The following is a 17,362-nucleotide window of genomic DNA, read 5'->3' as shown; positions in this document are numbered from 1 at the left end:
GCCCAGTGGCAAAGACAGCTTAGATCATCAGGCAGTATGAAAAATTCTGGCGATACCAGGGCCGATGTGACCCTTCGTCGCATTTCAAATTATTTCTGTCATCCGCAAGCAACGCTGGCGAAATGACGTCAATGATCGGCAAACCCTGATCATAGCGGGCTCAACGCTAAACAAGGTTGAGTCGCATTTATTTACTTATCCCCTCACCCTTGGAAAGGTTACGTGCTTATGACAAATCGATCATTCACACCGTGACTCGCATTCGATAGAACTGGTCTCAGGCCACTTCGCAACGAGGTGGCACTTTCAGCTCGCCACGCCGGCAGCGAGCGCACACCGGCAGAAAGACTCTGCCCGGCCTCGGAGAGGCCGACGGGACATTACAGTCAACAAGTGAGGGCAACACCCTATGAGAAGACTTAAGCGTGATCCGTTGGAAAGAGCATATTCACGTGGCTACCAATACGGGGTCACCGGCAAATCCCGCGAACTTTGCCCCTTCAATCTTCCTTCTGTTCGCCAAGCCTGGATCAACGGCTGGCGTGAAGGTCGCGGTGATAACTGGGACGGAATGACTGGCACCGCTGGCATCCATAGACTCAACGAAAATCACGCCGTTGGCTGAACGAGGACACTGAATTCGATTCACCATGCACGCCCTATCCGGGCGGCGGGCGAAGGCCCAGGGGCCCCTTGATGGGGCCCTTTTTTATTGCCGATCAAACCCGTGGCATTGCCGCGATAGCGTCCACCGCCTCGCGAATCAGCGCCGGCCCTTTATAGATGAAGCCGGAGTAGATCTGCACCAGGCTCGCCCCGGCAGCGATCTTCTCGGCGGCATGGCGGCCTTCGGTAATGCCGCCAGCGGCAATGATCGGCAGCTTGCCGCCCAGCTCACCCGCCAACACCTTGACGATATGGGTGCTCTTTTCCAGCACCGGCGCACCCGACAGGCCACCCGCCTCGCCACCGTACGGCAGGCCTTCGACACCTTCACGGCCCAGCGTGGTATTGGTGGCGATCACCGCATCCATGCCCGACTCGATCAGCGCCGCGGCCACCAGGGCGGTTTCTTCGTCGCTCATGTCCGGGGCAATCTTGATTGCCAGAGGTACGCGCTTGCCATGCGTGCCGGCCAGTTGCTCGCGGCGCACGGCCAGGGCATCGAGCAGTTGCTTGAGCGAATCGCCGAACTGCAGACTGCGCAGGCCCGGGGTGTTGGGCGAACTGACGTTGACCGTGATGTAACTGGCCTCGGTGTACACCTTGTCCAGGCAGATCAGGTAGTCATCGACGGCACGCTCCACCGGGGTGTCGAAATTCTTGCCGATGTTGATGCCCAACACACCGTTGTAACGCGCAGCCCGTACCCGGCCGAGCAGGTGATCAACGCCCAGGTTGTTGAAGCCCATGCGGTTGATGATGGCCGTTGCCTCTGGCAGGCGGAACAGCCGCGGCTTGGGGTTGCCCGGCTGCGGTCGCGGGGTGACGGTGCCGATTTCGACGAAGCCGAAGCCCAGCTGGGCGAAACCGTCGATGGCCGCACCGTTCTTGTCCAGGCCGGCCGCCAGGCCCACCGGGTTGGCGAAGTTCAAGCCCATGACCGTAACCGGCAAAGCCGCCGGCTGCTTGCACAGCATGCCGTTGAGGCCGAGACGGCCACCGGCGCCGATCAGGTCCAGGGACAGGTCGTGGGAGGTTTCCGGGGAAAGCTTGAACAGCAGCTGGCGGGCCAGGGTATACATGGGCGGGCAAGGCTCGGGGTGAATGAGGGGGCGATTATAGCCAGCGTGGGGCCGGCATGACAGCAAATCGTGGGGCTGCTGCGCAGCCCATCGCCAGCAAGCCAGCTCCCACAGGTACAACACAAGGGCTGAAACCTGTGCTGTATCTGTGGGAGCTGGCTGCCGGCGATGAGGCCAATGCAGGCGGCACAGGGCAGTTGCCCCACAGGGATGCTGCCAGATGGCACATCGGTTGCACCGGAAAAGCCCACAGCCTTATCGGTACGGGCGAGGAACCTTGTGAACACTGCACCCCGAGCAACGCCCCTGGCCTGGGTCAACGGCAGCGACGCGCCGGAAAAGCCCAGCCTGAACATCGGCTACATGGCCCTGACCGACTGCGCCTCGGTGGTAGTCGCCGCCACCCAAGGCTTCGCCCAGCAGCACGGCCTTACCCTCAACCTCAAGCGCCAGGGCTCCTGGGCCGGGCTGCGCGACAAGCTGGTCAGCGGCGAACTGGATGCGGCGCACTGCCTGTATGGCCTGGTGTACGCCGTGCACCTGGGCATCGGCGGTGTACCGGCCAGCGCCATGGCCGTGCTCATGGGGCTGAACCAGAACGCCCAGGCCATAAACCTGTCCCCGGCCCTGCAGCGCAAAGGCGTGACCAACCCTGAAGCACTGGCGCGCCTGGTGCACCAGCATGGCGCACGCCTCACCTTCGCCCAGACCTTCCCCACCGGTACCCACGCCATGTGGCTGTATTACTGGCTGGCCAGCCAGGGCATCCACCCATTGCGCGACGTCGACAGCGTGGTGGTACCACCGGCGCAAATGGCTGCGCATATTCAGGCCGGGCGCATCGACGGTTTCTGCGTGGGCGAACCCTGGGCTGCCGACGCAGTGGCCACGGGCCAGGGCTTCACCCTGGCCACCAGCCAGTCGATCTGGCCGGACCACCCGGAAAAAGTCCTGGCCTGCGCCCGCGCCTTTGCTGAGCAATACCCCAACAGCGCCCGCGCGCTGATCAAGGCGGTACTCGCCGCCAGCCGCTTCATCGAGCAAAGTCCGGAAAACCGCCGCAGCACTGCGCAACTGCTCAGCAGCAGCGCCTACGTGGACACTCCGCTGGCAAGTATCGAGCCGCGACTGCTCGGCAGCTACCACGATGGCCTGGGTAATCACTGGCAAGATCCGCACGCCCTGCGCCTGCACGATCACGGCCGGGCCAACCTGCCGTACCTGTCCGACGGCATGTGGTTCATGACCCAGTTCCGCCGCTGGGGCTTGCTGCGCGATGACCCCGACTACCTCGGCGTGGCGCGCCAGGTCCAGCAACTGGCACTGTATGGCGAGGCGGCACAAAGCCTCGGCGTGGCCTGCCCCGAGCAGCCGATGCGCAGCAGCCTGCTGATAGATGGCAGCCGCTGGGACGGCAGCGACCCCTACGGCTATGCCCGCAGCTTCAGCCTGCATGCGCTGGGCGACCTGCCCGATGCCCGTGTCGGCGCGTGAGGGGGACCATTCATGTTGCGCATCCTGCTGATCGACGACACCCAGAGCAAACTCGGCCGCCTCAAGGCGGCCTTGAGCGAGGCCGGCTTCGAGGTCATCGAAGCCCCAGGCCTGACCATCGACCTGCCCGCCTGCGTTGAAACGGTGCGCCCGGACGTGGTGCTTATCGATACCGACTCACCGGACCGCGATGTGATGGAACAGGTGGTCCTGGTCAGCCGTGACCAGCCACGGCCAATCGTGCTGTTCACCGACGAGCACGACCCCGGGGTGATGCGCCAGGCGATCCAGGCAGGGGTCAGCGCCTACATCGTTGAAGGCATTCATGCCGCGCGGCTGCAACCGATCCTGGACGTGGCCATGGCCCGCTTCGAAAGCGACCAGGCGCTGAAGGCGCAGCTGCTTGCGCGCGACCAACAACTGGCCGAGCGCAAGCGCATCGAGCAGGCCAAGGGTTTGCTGATGAAGATGAAGGACTGCAACGAAGAACAGGCCTACACCCTGATGCGCCGCCAGGCCATGAGCCGGCAGCAGAAGCTGATCCAGGTGGCCGAGCAGATCATTGCCATGCACGAGATGCTGGGCTAGCAACCTGCTTCAAGCGGTCCCCTGTAGGAGCGGCCTTGTGTCGCGATGGGCTGCACAGCAGCCCCGGTAATCTCTGCCGCGAAGCTTAGATCCTGGGGCTGCTGCGCAGCCCATCGCGACACAAGGCCGCTCCTACAAGGGGACTGCAACTTCTCAGAGTTGGCCCATCTCTTGCTGAACAAATATCACCGGTAGCCAACGGCGGTTGCCCCACTTAATCCCCGACAAAGACGTCGCTCTCCCCTCCACGCACGTGGAGCGGGTAGCGGCGTCTTTTTCGTTCCGTTGCATTGCCGAGTGAGGTGTTCGATGAGTACCAGCTTCTGGAAATCCGGGCATGTGCCCACGCTGTTCGCCGCGTTCCTGTACTTCGACCTCAGCTTCATGGTCTGGTACCTGCTTGGCCCATTGGCGGTGCAGATTGCCGCCGATCTGCAGCTGAGTGCACAACAACGGGGCCTGATGGTGGCCACGCCGATCCTGGCCGGGGCGATCCTGCGCTTCGCCATGGGCGTGCTGGTCGACCGCCTGTCGCCCAAGACCGCCGGGCTGATCGGCCAGGTGGTGGTCATCGTCGCCCTCGCCGCTGCCTGGCACCTGGGCGTGCGCAGCTATGAACAAGCGCTGCTGCTGGGCGTGTTCCTCGGCTTTGCCGGCGCTTCGTTCGCTGTGTCACTGCCGCTGGCCTCGCAATGGTACCCGCCACAGCACCAAGGCAAAGCCATGGGCATTGCAGGTGCCGGCAACTCCGGCACAGTGTTCGCCGCCCTGCTGGCCCCGGCGCTGGCTGCGGGCTTTGGCTGGAACAACGTGTTCGGCTTCGCGCTGATCCCGCTGTCGCTGGCCCTGTTGGTGTTCGCCCTGCTGGCACGTAATGCTCCGCAGCGGCCCAAGCCAAAAGCCATGGCCGACTACCTCAAGGCCCTGGGCGACCGTGACAGCTGGTGGTTCATGTTCTTCTACAGCGTCACCTTCGGCGGCTTCATCGGCCTAGCCAGCGCCCTGCCCGGCTATTTCAGCGACCAGTATGGCCTGAGCCCGGTCACCGCCGGCTACTACACCGCTGCCTGCGTGTTCGCCGGCAGCCTGATGCGCCCGCTCGGCGGCGCCCTGGCCGACCGCTTCGGCGGCATCCGCACCCTGCTGGGCATGTACAGCGTGGCGGCCATCTGCATCGCTGCAGTCGGCTTCAACCTGCCTAGCGCCGCCGCCGCACTGGCCCTGTTCGTCAGCGCCATGCTCGGCCTGGGGGCCGGCAATGGCGCGGTGTTCCAGCTTGTGCCGCAACGCTTCCGCCAGGAGATCGGCGTGATGACCGGGCTGATCGGCATGGCCGGCGGCATCGGAGGCTTCCTGCTGGCCGCCGGGCTTGGCACCATCAAGCAGCACACCGGTGACTACCAACTGGGGCTGTGGCTGTTCGCCAGCCTGGGCTTGCTGGCCTGGTTCGGCCTGCACGGCGTGAAACAGCGCTGGCGCACCACCTGGGGCTCGGCTGCGGTTACCGCGGCACGGGTCTGAGGCACAGCCATGAGCCTGCAACTGAACTTTGCCCAGGCCAGCGCCACCGGGCCGCGCGAGGAAAACCAGGACGCCCTGCGCCTGGTTACCCCGGCGCCGGAGCTGGCCGCCAGCAAAGGCTACCTGTTCGCCCTCGCCGACGGCGTCAGCCAATGTGCCGATGGCGGCCTGGCAGCCCGTGCCAGCCTGCAGGCGCTGGCCCTGGACTATTACGCCACCCCCGCGACCTGGAGCGTGGCCCAGGCACTGGACCGCCTGCTGCTGGCGCAAAACCGCTGGCTGCGCGCCCAAGGCAGTGGCCAGCCACTGCTGACCACCCTCAGCGCGCTGGTGCTGCGCGGCCGACGCTTTACCCTGGCCCACGTGGGCGACTGCCGCGTGTACCGCTGGCACGCCGGGCGCCTGCAATGCCTGAGCGAAGATCACGTATGGGACCAGCCTGGCATGCAGCATGTACTGAAGCGCGCGCTGGGCCTGGACCAGCACCTGCTGGTGGATTACCTGGAAGGCGAGCTGCAGCCAGGCGAGAGCTTCCTGTTGTTGAGCGATGGCGTATGGGCCAGCCTGGGCGACCAGCACATCCAGGCGGTGCTGCGCGAGCAACCCGACCTGCAACTGGCCGTCGATACCCTGGTCGCCAGCGCGCACCTGAACGGCAGCCAGGACAACGCCAGTGCCTTGCTGGTGCAGGTCGAGCAATTGGGCACTGCCAACCTGGGTGACACCCTGGCGCAACTGCAGCAATGGCCGGTGCCCGGCCCATTGCGTGAAGGCCAGGTAATCGATGGCTGGCAAGCCGAAAAGCTGCTTTCGCAAAGTCGCCAGTCGCTGCTGTACCGGGTGCGCGATGGTCAGGGCCGAGCCTGGCTGCTGAAGACACTGCCACCCGCGCGCGGGCAGGAGCCCGGTGCGGCGCAAGGGCTGTTGCTGGAAGAATGGTTCCTGCGCCGGGTCGCTGGCCGGCACTTCCCCGAGCTGCACACCGCCAGCCAGCGCCAGCACCTGTACTACGTGATGCGCGAATACCCCGGCCAGAGCCTGGCGGCGCTGCTGGCCGAGCATGGCCCGCTGCCCATGCCGCAGTGGCTGGAGCTGGCCCGGCAACTGTTGCAGGCGGTCGGCGTATTGCACCGGCGCAACCTGCTGCACCGCGACATCAAGCCAGAGAACCTGCACCTGGGCAGCGATGGCCAGCTGCGCCTGCTGGACTTCGGCCTGGCCTACTGCCCGGGCCTGTCCGAAGACCCGCTGCACGAGTTGCCGGGTACGCCGTCATACATTGCCCCGGAAGCGTTCGACGGCCAGCCGCCCAACCCACGCCAGGACCTGTATGCCGTGGGTGTGACGTTGTATCACCTGCTGACCGGGCATTACCCCTACGGCGAGGTGGAGGCCTTCCAGCGCCCACGCTTCGGCCTGCCGGTCAACGCCGCGCGCTACCGCCCTGACCTGCCGGAATGGCTGCAGCACAACCTGCAGCAGGCACTGGCAGCCGACCCGGCGCAGCGCTTCGAAACCGCCGAACACTGGCTACTGCTGCTCGAACGTGGCGACCGCCAGGAGCTGCCCACCCGGCCACGGCCGTTGCTGGAGCGCGAACCGTTGAAGGTCTGGCGCACCCTGGCCCTGCTGTCCTTGCTGTTCAACCTGATTTTGCTGCTCACCCTGCTCAAGGGCTGAACGCACCTTGCCGATGAGGAAACCCTGATGAATGCGAAAGTCTGGCTGGTTGGTGCTGGCCCTGGTGATCCGGAGCTGCTCACTCTCAAGGCTGTACGCGCCTTGCAGCAAGCCGCTGTGGTGATGATCGACGACCTGGTCAACCCGGCAGTGCTGGAGCACTGCCCACAGGCCCGTGTGATTGCCGTGGGCAAGCGCGGCGGCTGTCGCTCCACGCCGCAGGCATTCATCCAGCGCCTGATGCTGCGCCATGCGCGGCAAGGGCGCTGCGTGGTGCGGCTCAAGGGCGGCGACCCGTGCATCTTCGGCCGCGGCGGTGAAGAGGCGCTGTGGTTGCAGGGGCATGGTATCGAGGTGGAAGTGGTCAATGGCATTACCGCCGGCCTGGCCGGCGCCACGCAATGCGGTATTTCCCTGACCTCACGTGGCGTAAGCCGTGGCGTGACGCTGGTCACGGCCCATACCCAGGACGACAGCGAACTGAACTGGGCGGCCTTGGCCCAGGGCGGGACGACGCTGGTGGTGTACATGGGCGTGGCCAGGCTGGAGCAGGTGCGCCAAGGGTTACTGGACGGGGGCATGGCACCGGCGACGCCGGTGGCGATGATCGAGAATGCCTCGTTGCCGCAGCAGCGGGAATGCAGGAGCGATGTGCGGGGGATGGTCGAGGATGCGCGGGGGTTTGGCTTGCGTAGCCCGGCGATTTTGGTGATTGGGGAGGTGGTTGGAGAACAGCAGGCCCTGGGGCTGATCGCAGTCGCGGGCTGAACGCCATCCCTGTAGGAGCAGCCTTGCGCTGCGAAGAGGCCGGTAAGGGCAATGGTATTCTGTTGCTGTAATGGCCTCTTCGCAGCGCAAGGCTGCTCCTACAGGCATTGTGCAGGCTTTGAGACCGGATAAATCCCAGGCAAAGAAAAACCCGGCCGAAGCCGGGTTTTTCATGAAGCTTCAAACCAATTACTTGGCCTGGGCTTCTACCTGAGCCTCAACGCGACGGTTGACAGCGCGGCCTTCTTCGGTGGCGTTGTCGGCAACCGGACGGGTTTCGCCGTAGCCAACCGAATCAACACGGCTGGATTCTACGCCGTACTGCTGGGTCAGGACCTGCTTGACAGCGTTGGCACGACGCTCGGACAGCTTCTGGTTGTAAGCGTCTGGGCCGACGGAGTCAGTGTGACCTTCCACGGTGGTGGTGGTCTGTGGGTACTGCTTCATGAAGTCAGCCAGGTTCTTGATGTCGCCGTAGCTGTTTGGCTTGACGACCGACTTGTCGAAGTCGAACTTGACGTCCAGCTCAACGCGAACGACTTCGGCAACAGCCGGGCAGCCATCAGCGTCAACGGTAACGTTGGCCGGGGTGTCAGGGCACTTGTCGACGTTGTCGCAAACGCCGTCGTTGTCGGAGTCGGAGCACACTTCGGCAACTGGGGCCGGAGCGACTTCAGCTTGCTTCGGGCTACCGCCGAAGTTCAGACCAACACCAACGGTCGGGCCCCACTCGGTGTTGCCGTTGTCGATGTTGTACATGGCTTCTACGCCAGCACGGGCGAAGAACATGTCGGTGATGTACCACTTGGCGCCAGCGCCAACGTTGGCGAAGGTGGAGTGGTCGCGGCCGCTACGAGTGGCCTGGCCCAGGCTCTCGTGAGCGAAACCGGCGGAAACGTACGGACGCAGAGCGTCGCCAACGGTACCGAAGTGGTAGGTAGCGTCGAGCTTGGCCTTGGAACCTTTGATGTCTTTGTTGAAGACTTCACCACGAGCGTTGTGGGTCTCGTTGTAGCCGAGGTCCAGGGAAACGTCGTCGGTCAGGAAGTAGCCCAGGCGAACACCAGGATTGGTGCCGTCGTTCTTGAAGTTACGTTCGCTGTCGTAGTACTGCTTGGTAACGTTGCCTTCGATTTCCACAGCGCCTTGGCCTTGAGCCAGAACGCCGAACGAAGTAGCAGCGACGAGCGAGCCAATGGCCAAGCCCAAGGTGTTTTTCAATTTCATCCGTTAAATCCCCATCTGGTGATAGTTAAGCAGTCCCACCACAAACAAGGGGGACAACTCGACGGCAAGTCTAGCAGAACTCGCCGGTTCGTTAGAGATATTTGCACGCCACTAAGTTTCATCGAGGCCGGCAAATTTCTCCCGAAGCTTGTCTAGCGCGCGCTTGTAGCGCATTTTTGTCGCGCTCAGGCCCATGTGCATGATGTCGGCAATTTCCTGAAATTCCAGCTCTGCGACAAAACGCAGCACCAGGATTTCCCGGTCAATCGGGTTCACATGCACCAGCCATTTGTCCAGCCCGCCTTTTTCTTCCGGCTTCGGAGCCTTGTCTTCGGACGCCTCTTCGACAGGGTCCAGACTCAAGGCATCCATCAGCCGACGTTTACGGCGCTCCTTGCGGTACTGGGTAATGCATTCGTTGTAGGTGATGCTGTAGAGCCAGGTCTTGAACTTGGACTTACCCTCGAAGTTCTTCAGCCCGTACAGCACTTTCAACATGACTTCCTGACAGACATCGTCCGCGTCACGGTCGTTCCCCAGATAACGCGCACAGACGTTGAACAGGGTCCGTTGGTAGCGCCGCATGAGCTCCTCATAGGCGCGGGTAACGTGATACAGCTCTTCATGCGAACGCGCCACCAACTCTTCGTCGGTGAGCTCGCGAGGGTCATAACGCATGGGCGGCGAATGAACTTTATTCAAAACGGATCTGGCCGACAGTCAGGTCAATGTCGCCGCGCGACCCCGTGGGTCGATTTTCGCGGCGGCATACATTAACAGCTTTGTGCGGTTAGCGGCTATTGACTCGCTGCTCAAGCAACTCGCGATTGGACAGCGAAACCAGTTCGCCATCATCGGTCAGCAGCGTCGTCTTGACCGTGCCGATTTCCTCGATGTGCCCTTCGACCTCTCCAATTCGCACTTGCTGGCCCACCTGATACAGTTCGCGCACGTAGATGCCGGCCAGGATCTGCCCGGCGATTTCGCGGCTACCCAGGCCCATTGCCAGCGCAACGGCCAGACCAACGGTAATCAGCCCGATCACGATCACATGGTTCAGCAGGTCGGTTTTCACCTCCAGCTGGCTGATGGCCACCGAGATGCTGATGATGATCACCAGGCCCTGGGTGATACGCCCCAGGCCTGCCGAGTACTCCAGGCCGATGCCTTCGGCAGCGCCGCGTACCAGGCCGTTGGCCACCTGGGCCAGCAGCACGCCGGCCAGCAGCACCAGGGCTGCGCCGAACACCTTCGGCAGGTAAAGGGCAAGCATGTCGAGGGTTGCCGAAACCCGCTCCAGGCCCAGCGACTCTGCGGCCGAGACCAGGAAGATGAGCAGCACGAACCAGTAGACGATCTTGCCGATCAGGGTGGAGATGGGTACCTGGATGCCGACCCGGCCGAGCATCTTGGTCAGGCCGGTGCCGGCCATCAGGCGGTCCAGGCCGAACTTGGCCAGCAGTTTGGACAGCAGCGTGTCGAGCAGCTTGGCCACCACGAAACCGAGCAGCACCACGACCAGCGCGCCAAACAGGTTGGGGATGAAGTTCGCTACCTTGGTCCAAAGGGCAGTCATGGCGGTGACCAGGCTCTGGGTCCAGAGATCGAGTTCCATATTCAATCGGCCTTATCTGCTTTGCTGCCGTTGGCAGCGTTGCGGGAAGAGTGTCGACGCACCGGCGCAACATGCGCCGCGCCATTGTTCACGGCGATCAGCAGCGCCTGGCTCCAGCGGCCAAGCAGGCTGAACAGATCGCCCGCGCCAACCTGGCGGTTGGCGGTTTTCAGCACGCGACCCAGGCAAGCGGCGTCGTCCCGGTCGTCCCGGTCATTGCCGGAGGGGGACGCCTTGAGCAGGTCGCGCAGGGATTCTTCAAACGGATCGTGCATGGGCACCTCGCGCAGTGTCAGTCAGAGACGAGATGGCCGGTCGATGGGTCACACATCGCATTGGGACGAGTGTTTCAAAATGAATGACGCTTGCCTGCACTGGCCCTATCGCCGGCAAGCCAGCTCCCACAGGGGTACCACAAGCCTTGAAACCTGTGGTGTACCTGTGGGAGCTGGCTTGCCGGCGATAGGGCCGGTGCAGGTCAATGAGCATCTATACCCACCGCAACCGCCGAAACAGCCACCACTGCCCCACCGCAAGCCCCAGCACGACGATGCAGGCGAACAGGAAACCATAGGGGTTTTCCGCCCCGGGGATGCCGCCGACATTGATGCCCAGCAGCCCGGTGATGAAGCTCATGGGCAGGAAGATGCAGGTGATGATGCCGAAGCGGTACATGGTGCGGTTCATGCGCTCGCTACGCCGGCGATCCTGGCTTTCCAGCACCAGCGCGGCACGTTCGCGGGTCAGTTCCAGCTCTTCGAGGTAGCGGATGAGGCTGTTGTTCAGCTCGTTCCAGTAATCGGCATCGGCATCGGCGAACCAGCTCCATTTGCTGCGCGACAACTGGGCGTAGATTTCCCGCTGCGGGGCAAGAAAACGCCGCAGACCGGCGGCACGCCGGCGGATCTGCTGCAGGCTGCCGTTCTCCGGGGTATACCGTTCGTCGGATTCAACCTTTTCTTCCTCAATGTCGGCCAGTTCGGACAGGTCGCTGACCAGGCCCTGAACCTTTTCGGTGAGCAGTTCGCCCATCAGCAGCAACAGCTCGGAAGCCGATTTCGGGCCCCTGCCCTCTTCCAGCTGCTGGAGAATCTCGTCACTGGCGCGCAACGGCCGCAGGCGCAGCGAGATGACCCGCTGCGCCTCGGCAAAGATACGCACCGAGACCATGTCTTCCGGCTCTGCACCCGGGTTGAGGTTGACCCCACGCAGGAACAGCAACAACTGTTCATCGGCCATGGGCAGCAGGCGCGGCCGGGTGTTTTCTTCCAGCAGCAGCTCGCAGGCGAACGCGCTCAGGCCGCTGTCGTGCAGCAGCCAGGTGCGGGTTTGCGGATGGCTGCGATCCCAGTGCAGCCACAGGCTTTGCTCGGGTTGCAGCTGCAGGTCGTCCAGTTCGGTACGGGCAATCGAGCGCGCGCCACCTTTGCCATCGAGCACCAGGGCGTGCACCAGCCCCCACTGCGCGTTGTCTTCCTCGAACATCAAAGCTCCATCAGCGCGGGCGGCGCCTTACTCAGGCATTTTCAACGGGCTTGGCGAGACCAGCACGCCATTGTTGTCGGCATACACATACTCGCCCGGGCGGAAGGTCACCCCGGCGAAGGTCACTGGCACGTTGAGGTCGCCGATGCCGCGCTTGTCGGTCTTCATCGGGTGGCTGGCCAGGGCCTGCACGCCGACGTCGGTCTGGATCAGCACGTCGACGTCACGCACACAGCCGTAGATCACCAGGCCTTCCCAACCGTTCTTGGCAGCCTTTTCGGCAAGCATGTCGCCGAGCAGTGCGCGACGCAGCGAGCCGCCACCATCGACGACCAGGACCTTGCCCTTGCCATCGAGCTCGACCTGCTCCTTGACCAGCGAGTTGTCTTCGAAGCACTTGATGGTGACGATCTGGCCACCGAACGAATCGCGGCCGCCGAAATTGCTGAACATCGGTTCCAGCACCTGCACCAGGTCCGGGTAGGCATCACACAGGTCGGGCGTAACGTAATGCTGCATGGGAAGCTCCTGTCAGTCACAACGAAAGCGGGTATCGGCCAAGGCTACACCGTAGAGCCCGTTGCAGTCATCCAGGACCGAACGGTCATGTTTTGCCTGTACCGGCCCTATCGCCGGCAAGCCAGCTCCCACAGGACCCCGCTGGCTTCAGGCTAGTGGTACTCCTGTGGGAGCTGGCTTGCCGGCGATAGGGCCAGTACAGATACAGCAGAATCAACTGGCGGGCACAGGCTCCGCCACCACCGTGGATTCATGCACCGGCACCAGCGGATCCCGCAGCCAACGCTCCACCAGCGGCCACACCTGCACCTGCGCGGCCTTGCTCACCAGCATGTCGACATGCCCGAAAGCGTCGAAGCCTTCCTCGAGCCCCAGCCGCAGAAACTGCTTGCGCTCACCGCCAAATTGCTCGAACAGCTTGCGGCAGGCCCACACCGGGTCCTGGAAGTCCCCCGCACCAGCCACGGCCAGCAGCGGCACATCCACCTTGGCCAGCCCCGCCCACCAGTCGCTCTGTTTGTCGCCAAAGCGCCCGAACAGGCCATGCCAGCGCATGCTTTCCAGGGCCAGGCCGATCGGCTCATCCTCCGGCCCACGCTTGAAACGCGGCCCGGAAATCTGCCCCCAGCGCTTGAGCAGCAGCTTCGCCCCCCAGGCCAGGGGCGGCACCTTCAACGGCCAGTACACGCGGCTGATCTGGGTACCGAACAGCGCCACGCTGGCCACCTGCTCGGCAGGCAGAAAGCCACCGCCCAGCGCTGCCGCCAGGGTCGTACCACCCAGGGAATGGCCGACCCAGTGCGGCGTCTGGCCCGACTGCTCGCGCACGAACGCGGCAATCAGCGGCAGGTCATCGCGGGCATAGGCGGCAACGCTGTTGTGCTTCCAGTCATGGTTGCGCGGCGACAGGCCATGGCCGCGCATTTCCGGGATCCACACATCGAAGCCGGCGCGGACGAGATAGGCGCCCAGGCCAACCCCTTTGGGGGAATACCAGAAGCGGCGGTTGGAGAAGCTGCCGTGCAGGAGAATGACCGGTACGCCCTGGGCCTGGCCCTGATCGGCCAGCCCCAGGCGGGTGACAGCCAGCTCGACGCTGGGGTCAGGGCTGTTGCCGGCCTTGATCCGGTACACGTCTTCGCTGAGGTCGCCGCGGCGTTCGGCACTGAGCAGGGCCACGGGGAATAGAGTGCTGCTGCTTTGCATAAGGTTGCTTGGTGCACAAAAAAGGGCGGGATCCATTGCTGGAGCTCGCCCTGGAAAAAACCAGGCGGGGGTACGCCAGACGTACCCCCGCGTTTTACTGCATCAGACCGCGCCCTGGCCTTCAGCCAGGTAGAACCAGGTTTCGAGTACCGAGTCCGGGTTCAGCGACACGCTGTCGATACCCTGCTCCATCAGCCACTTGGCCAGGTCCGGGTGGTCCGACGGGCCCTGGCCGCAGATGCCGATGTACTTGCCAGCCTTGTTGCACGCGGCAATGGCGTTGGCCAGCAGCTTCTTCACCGCAGGGTTACGCTCGTCGAACAGGTGGGCGATGATGCCCGAGTCACGGTCCAGGCCCAGGGTCAGCTGGGTCAGGTCGTTGGAGCCGATCGAGAAGCCGTCGAAGTACTCCAGGAACTCTTCGGCGAGGATGGCGTTGGACGGCAGTTCGCACATCATGATCACGCGCAGGCCGTTGTCGCCACGGGCCAGGCCGTTTTCGGCGAGCAGGTCGACAACCTGGCTGGCTTCACCCAGGGTACGCACGAACGGCACCATGATCTCGACGTTGGTCAGGCCCATCTCGTTGCGCACGCGCTTGAGCGCACGGCACTCGAGCTCGAAGCAGTCACGGAACGATTCGCTGATGTAGCGCGAAGCGCCACGGAAGCCCAGCATCGGGTTTTCTTCTTCCGGCTCGTACAGCTTGCCGCCGATCAGGTTGGCGTACTCGTTGGACTTGAAGTCCGACAGGCGCACGATGACCTTTTTCGGGTAGAAGGCCGCAGCCAGGGTGCTGATGCCCTCGACCAGCTTCTCGACATAGAAGCCTACGGGGTCGTTGTAGCCGGCGATGCGCTTGTCGACGCTGTCCTTCAGGTCGGCTGGCAGGCCGGCGTAGTTCAGCAGCGCCTTGGGGTGCACGCCGATCATGCGGTTGATGATGAACTCCAGGCGCGCCAGGCCGACACCGGCGTTGGGCAGCTGGGCGAAATCGAAGGCACGGTCCGGGTTGCCGACGTTCATCATGATCTTGAATGGCAGGTCGGGCATGGCGTCGACCGAGTTCTGCTTCACATCGAAGCCCAGCTCGCCCTCGAAGATGAAGCCGGTATCGCCTTCGGCACAGGACACAGTCACACCCTGGCCGTCTTTCAGCACCTGGGTGGCGTTGCCGCAACCGACCACGGCCGGAATGCCCAGCTCACGGGCGATGATCGCCGCGTGGCAGGTACGCCCGCCACGGTTGGTGACGATGGCGCTGGCGCGCTTCATCACCGGTTCCCAGTCCGGGTCGGTCATGTCGGAGACCAGCACGTCGCCCGGCTGGACCTTGTCCATTTCCGATACGTCGTTGATCACGCGGACCTTGCCGGCGCCGATGCGCTGGCCAATGGCGCGGCCTTCGACCAGAACGGTGCCTTTTTCTTTCAGCAGGTAGCGTTCCATGACGTTGGCGCTGGAGCGGCTCTTCACCGTCTCGGGGCGCGCCTGGACGATGTACAGCTTGCCGTCGTCACCGTCCTTGGCCCATTCGATGTCCATCGGGCGCTGGTAGTGCTGCTCGATGATCATGGCCTGCTTGGCCAGCTCGCTGACCTCGGCATCGGTCAGGCAGAAGCGCGCGCGCTCGGCGCGGTCCACTTCGACGGTCTTGACCGAACGGCCGGCCTTGGCTTCTTCGCCATAGACCATCTTGATCGCCTTGCTGCCCAGGTTGCGGCGCAGGATGGCCGGGCGGCCTGCCTGCAGGGTGTTCTTGTGCACGTAGAATTCGTCAGGGTTGACCGCACCCTGCACCACGGTTTCGCCCAGGCCGTAGGCGCCGGTGATGAACACCACGTCGCGGAAGCCCGACTCGGTGTCGAGGGTGAACATGACGCCGGCGGTGCCGGTTTCGGAGCGGACCATGCGCTGCACGCCGGCGGACAGGGCCACCAGCTTGTGGTCGAAGCCCTGGTGCACGCGGTAGGCGATGGCACGGTCGTTGAACAGCGAGGCAAACACTTCCTTGGCCGCGCGGATCACGTTGTCGACGCCGCGGATGTTGAGGAAGGTTTCCTGCTGGCCGGCGAACGAGGCGTCCGGCAGGTCTTCGGCGGTGGCCGAGGAACGCACGGCAACGGCCATGTTGTCGTTGCCGGCAGCCATTTCGGCGAAGGCCGTACGGATTTCCGAATCCAGACGTGCCGGGAAGTCGGCTTCCATGACCCACTGGCGAATCTGCGCGCCGGTCTTGGTCAGGGCGTTGATGTCATCCACATCGAGTGCGTCGAGCGCGGCATGGATACGGTCGTTGAGACCACTCTGTTCGAGAAAATCGCGGTACGCCTGCGCCGTAGTGGCAAAGCCGCCCGGCACCGATACACCAGCACCTGCGAGGTTGCTGATCATCTCGCCCAGGGATGCGTTCTTGCCCCCCACATGCTCCACATCATGGACGCCGAGCTTATCGAGGGAAACTACGTACTCTACCAAGGTGATCTCTCCACTAACTGTGTTGGAAAAGCTCAAGGGCGCCCGCCTGCCTTCGTTGACTTGGCCGGACGCTTGTGGCCTGTACCTGGAAAATAAGTGAGAATGCCGACAGCCGCATTCGGCAAACCGAACTTATCATATCCAAGAAACGTCATCAGCTTAAGGCCCAGATCGCAAATGAAACGAACCGCGTTCTTCATCTCCGACGGCACCGGCATCACCGCCGAAACCCTGGGCCAGAGTCTGCTCGCTCAATTCGAGAGCATTCCGTTCAATAAATTCACCCGTCCCTACATCGATTCGCCGGAAAAGGCGCGGACCATGGTCCAGCAAATCAACGCTGCGGCCGAGCGCGATGGTGTACGCCCGATCATCTTCGACACCATCGTCAATCAGGACATCCGTGAGATCCTGGCTACCTCGAATGGCTTCATGATCGACATCTTTTCTTCGTTTTTGTCCCCGCTTGAACAAGAATTGACTGCCCATTCGTCGTATTCCGTCGGCAAGTCGCACTCCATTGGCGGCAATTCCAACTACATGGAACGCATCGAGGCGGTGAATTTCGCCCTGGACAACGACGATGGCGCACGCACCCACTACTACGACAAGGCCGACCTGATCCTGGTAGGCGTATCGCGCTGCGGCAAGACCCCCACCTGCCTGTACATGGCCATGCAGTTCGGCATCCGCGCCGCCAACTACCCGCTGACCGAGGAAGACATGGAGCGCCTGCAGCTGCCGGCGGTGCTGAAAAAGCACCATAACAAGCTGTTCGGCCTGACCATCGACCCCGACCGCCTCACCGCCATCCGCCACGAGCGCAAACCCAACAGCCGCTATTCCAGCTTTGCCCAGTGCGAGTTCGAAGTGCGCGAGGTGGAAAACCTGTTCCGCCGGGAGAACATTCCCAACATCAATTCCACGCATTTTTCGGTGGAAGAGATTTCGGCGAAGATCCTGGTGGAGAAAGGGGTGGAGCGCAGGTTCAAGTAAGCCTGTACCGGCCTCTTCGCGGGTAAATCCGCTCCTACAG

At 63.2% G+C, this 17,362-nt stretch carries 16 protein-coding genes; 7 read left to right on the top strand and 9 right to left on the bottom strand.

Annotated features, from left to right (window positions below; all coding sequences use genetic code 11):
• Positions 1-409: 409 nt before the first annotated feature.
• Positions 410-625, top strand: coding sequence for a ribosome modulation factor (gene rmf, locus ACK56M_RS08615; protein ID WP_003248687.1), 216 nt, complete (start codon positions 410-412; stop codon positions 623-625).
• Positions 626-719: 94 nt separating this feature from the next.
• On the opposite strand, the gene ACK56M_RS08610 is transcribed toward rmf, so the two are convergent.
• Entirely contained in the window at positions 720-1,745 is a 1,026-nt protein-coding gene (locus ACK56M_RS08610; RefSeq protein ID WP_015269500.1) for a quinone-dependent dihydroorotate dehydrogenase, read from the bottom strand.
• 279 nt (positions 1,746-2,024) lie between these two features.
• Between ACK56M_RS08610 and ACK56M_RS08605 the strand changes: the two genes are divergently transcribed.
• From ACK56M_RS08605 to cobA, 5 genes are all read left to right on the top strand, one after another.
• Entirely contained in the window at positions 2,025-3,239 is a 1,215-nt protein-coding gene (locus tag ACK56M_RS08605) for a CmpA/NrtA family ABC transporter substrate-binding protein (RefSeq protein WP_015269499.1), read from the top strand.
• Positions 3,240-3,251: 12 nt separating this feature from the next.
• A complete protein-coding gene (locus ACK56M_RS08600; RefSeq protein ID WP_013971673.1) occupies positions 3,252-3,827 on the top strand; it encodes an ANTAR domain-containing response regulator in 576 nt (191 codons plus the stop codon).
• Positions 3,828-4,136: 309 nt separating this feature from the next.
• Positions 4,137-5,348 (top strand): nitrate/nitrite transporter, encoded by a 1,212-nt coding sequence (locus ACK56M_RS08595; protein WP_054573503.1) that lies wholly within the window; start codon positions 4,137-4,139, stop codon positions 5,346-5,348.
• Positions 5,349-5,357: 9 nt separating this feature from the next.
• A complete protein-coding gene (locus ACK56M_RS08590) occupies positions 5,358-7,028 on the top strand; it encodes a protein kinase domain-containing protein (RefSeq protein WP_411959362.1) in 1,671 nt (556 codons plus the stop codon).
• A gap of 27 nt (positions 7,029-7,055) precedes the next feature.
• On the top strand, positions 7,056-7,796 hold the full coding sequence (gene cobA / locus ACK56M_RS08585; protein ID WP_054573504.1) for a uroporphyrinogen-III C-methyltransferase: 741 nt from the start codon (positions 7,056-7,058) through the stop codon (positions 7,794-7,796).
• 189 nt (positions 7,797-7,985) lie between these two features.
• On the opposite strand, the gene ACK56M_RS08580 is transcribed toward cobA, so the two are convergent.
• The 8 genes from ACK56M_RS08580 to ppsA all read right to left on the bottom strand — a co-directional run bounded on the left by ACK56M_RS08580 (position 7,986) and on the right by ppsA (position 16,326).
• A complete protein-coding gene (locus ACK56M_RS08580) occupies positions 7,986-9,023 on the bottom strand; it encodes an OmpA family protein (RefSeq protein ID WP_004376136.1) in 1,038 nt (345 codons plus the stop codon).
• 111 nt (positions 9,024-9,134) lie between these two features.
• Positions 9,135-9,701 (bottom strand): RNA polymerase sigma factor SigX, encoded by a 567-nt coding sequence (gene sigX, locus ACK56M_RS08575; protein WP_003248665.1) that lies wholly within the window; start codon positions 9,699-9,701, stop codon positions 9,135-9,137.
• A 112-nt stretch (positions 9,702-9,813) separates the two neighbouring features.
• Positions 9,814-10,638, bottom strand: coding sequence for a mechanosensitive ion channel family protein (locus ACK56M_RS08570; RefSeq protein WP_004376138.1), 825 nt, complete (start codon positions 10,636-10,638; stop codon positions 9,814-9,816).
• Between the two features lie 2 nt (positions 10,639-10,640).
• Positions 10,641-10,913, bottom strand: a complete 273-nt coding sequence (locus tag ACK56M_RS08565) for a hypothetical protein (RefSeq protein WP_004376140.1) — start codon at positions 10,911-10,913, stop codon at positions 10,641-10,643.
• Between the two features lie 214 nt (positions 10,914-11,127).
• Positions 11,128-12,123, bottom strand: a complete 996-nt coding sequence (locus ACK56M_RS08560) for a zinc transporter ZntB (protein ID WP_013971669.1) — start codon at positions 12,121-12,123, stop codon at positions 11,128-11,130.
• A 27-nt stretch (positions 12,124-12,150) separates the two neighbouring features.
• Positions 12,151-12,642 carry a ribonuclease E activity regulator RraA gene (gene rraA / locus ACK56M_RS08555; protein WP_015269495.1) on the bottom strand — a complete coding sequence of 164 codons (492 nt, stop codon included), beginning with the start codon at positions 12,640-12,642 and terminating at the stop codon, positions 12,151-12,153.
• 213 nt (positions 12,643-12,855) lie between these two features.
• Positions 12,856-13,848: an alpha/beta fold hydrolase gene (locus tag ACK56M_RS08550; RefSeq protein WP_411959361.1), complete on the bottom strand. Its 993-nt coding sequence runs from the start codon at positions 13,846-13,848 to the stop codon at positions 12,856-12,858.
• A gap of 102 nt (positions 13,849-13,950) precedes the next feature.
• Positions 13,951-16,326 carry a phosphoenolpyruvate synthase gene (ppsA, locus tag ACK56M_RS08545; RefSeq protein WP_015269493.1) on the bottom strand — a complete coding sequence of 792 codons (2,376 nt, stop codon included), beginning with the start codon at positions 16,324-16,326 and terminating at the stop codon, positions 13,951-13,953.
• A 177-nt stretch (positions 16,327-16,503) separates the two neighbouring features.
• Between ppsA and ACK56M_RS08540 the strand changes: the two genes are divergently transcribed.
• Positions 16,504-17,322 carry a pyruvate, water dikinase regulatory protein gene (locus ACK56M_RS08540; protein WP_015269492.1) on the top strand — a complete coding sequence of 273 codons (819 nt, stop codon included), beginning with the start codon at positions 16,504-16,506 and terminating at the stop codon, positions 17,320-17,322.
• The last annotated feature ends 40 nt before the right edge of the window (positions 17,323-17,362 follow it).

This window comes from Pseudomonas sp. s4, from assembly GCF_046764235.1.
GTDB lineage: Bacteria > Pseudomonadota > Gammaproteobacteria > Pseudomonadales > Pseudomonadaceae > Aquipseudomonas > Aquipseudomonas asiatica.
This window is presented reverse-complemented; position numbering and strand designations above follow the sequence as displayed.

What these genes read in the sequence shown, in the direction of transcription:
- ACK56M_RS08595 (WP_054573503.1), top strand. Translation starts at nt 4,137, where the DNA reads ATGAGTACCAGCTTCTGGAAATCCGGGCATGTGCCCACGCTGTTCGCC.
- ACK56M_RS08560 (WP_013971669.1), bottom strand. Translation starts at nt 12,123, where the DNA reads ATGTTCGAGGAAGACAACGCGCAGTGGGGGCTGGTGCACGCCCTGGTG.
- ACK56M_RS08600 (WP_013971673.1), top strand. Translation starts at nt 3,252, where the DNA reads ATGTTGCGCATCCTGCTGATCGACGACACCCAGAGCAAACTCGGCCGC.
- ACK56M_RS08550 (WP_411959361.1), bottom strand. Translation starts at nt 13,848, where the DNA reads ATGCAAAGCAGCAGCACTCTATTCCCCGTGGCCCTGCTCAGTGCCGAA.
- ACK56M_RS08580 (WP_004376136.1), bottom strand. Translation starts at nt 9,023, where the DNA reads ATGAAATTGAAAAACACCTTGGGCTTGGCCATTGGCTCGCTCGTCGCT.
- cobA (WP_054573504.1), top strand. Translation starts at nt 7,056, where the DNA reads ATGAATGCGAAAGTCTGGCTGGTTGGTGCTGGCCCTGGTGATCCGGAG.
- ACK56M_RS08610 (WP_015269500.1), bottom strand. Translation starts at nt 1,745, where the DNA reads ATGTATACCCTGGCCCGCCAGCTGCTGTTCAAGCTTTCCCCGGAAACC.
- rraA (WP_015269495.1), bottom strand. Translation starts at nt 12,642, where the DNA reads ATGCAGCATTACGTTACGCCCGACCTGTGTGATGCCTACCCGGACCTG.
- ACK56M_RS08565 (WP_004376140.1), bottom strand. Translation starts at nt 10,913, where the DNA reads ATGCACGATCCGTTTGAAGAATCCCTGCGCGACCTGCTCAAGGCGTCC.
- ACK56M_RS08540 (WP_015269492.1), top strand. Translation starts at nt 16,504, where the DNA reads ATGAAACGAACCGCGTTCTTCATCTCCGACGGCACCGGCATCACCGCC.
- sigX (WP_003248665.1), bottom strand. Translation starts at nt 9,701, where the DNA reads ATGCGTTATGACCCTCGCGAGCTCACCGACGAAGAGTTGGTGGCGCGT.
- rmf (WP_003248687.1), top strand. Translation starts at nt 410, where the DNA reads ATGAGAAGACTTAAGCGTGATCCGTTGGAAAGAGCATATTCACGTGGC.
- ACK56M_RS08590 (WP_411959362.1), top strand. Translation starts at nt 5,358, where the DNA reads ATGAGCCTGCAACTGAACTTTGCCCAGGCCAGCGCCACCGGGCCGCGC.
- ACK56M_RS08570 (WP_004376138.1), bottom strand. Translation starts at nt 10,638, where the DNA reads ATGGAACTCGATCTCTGGACCCAGAGCCTGGTCACCGCCATGACTGCC.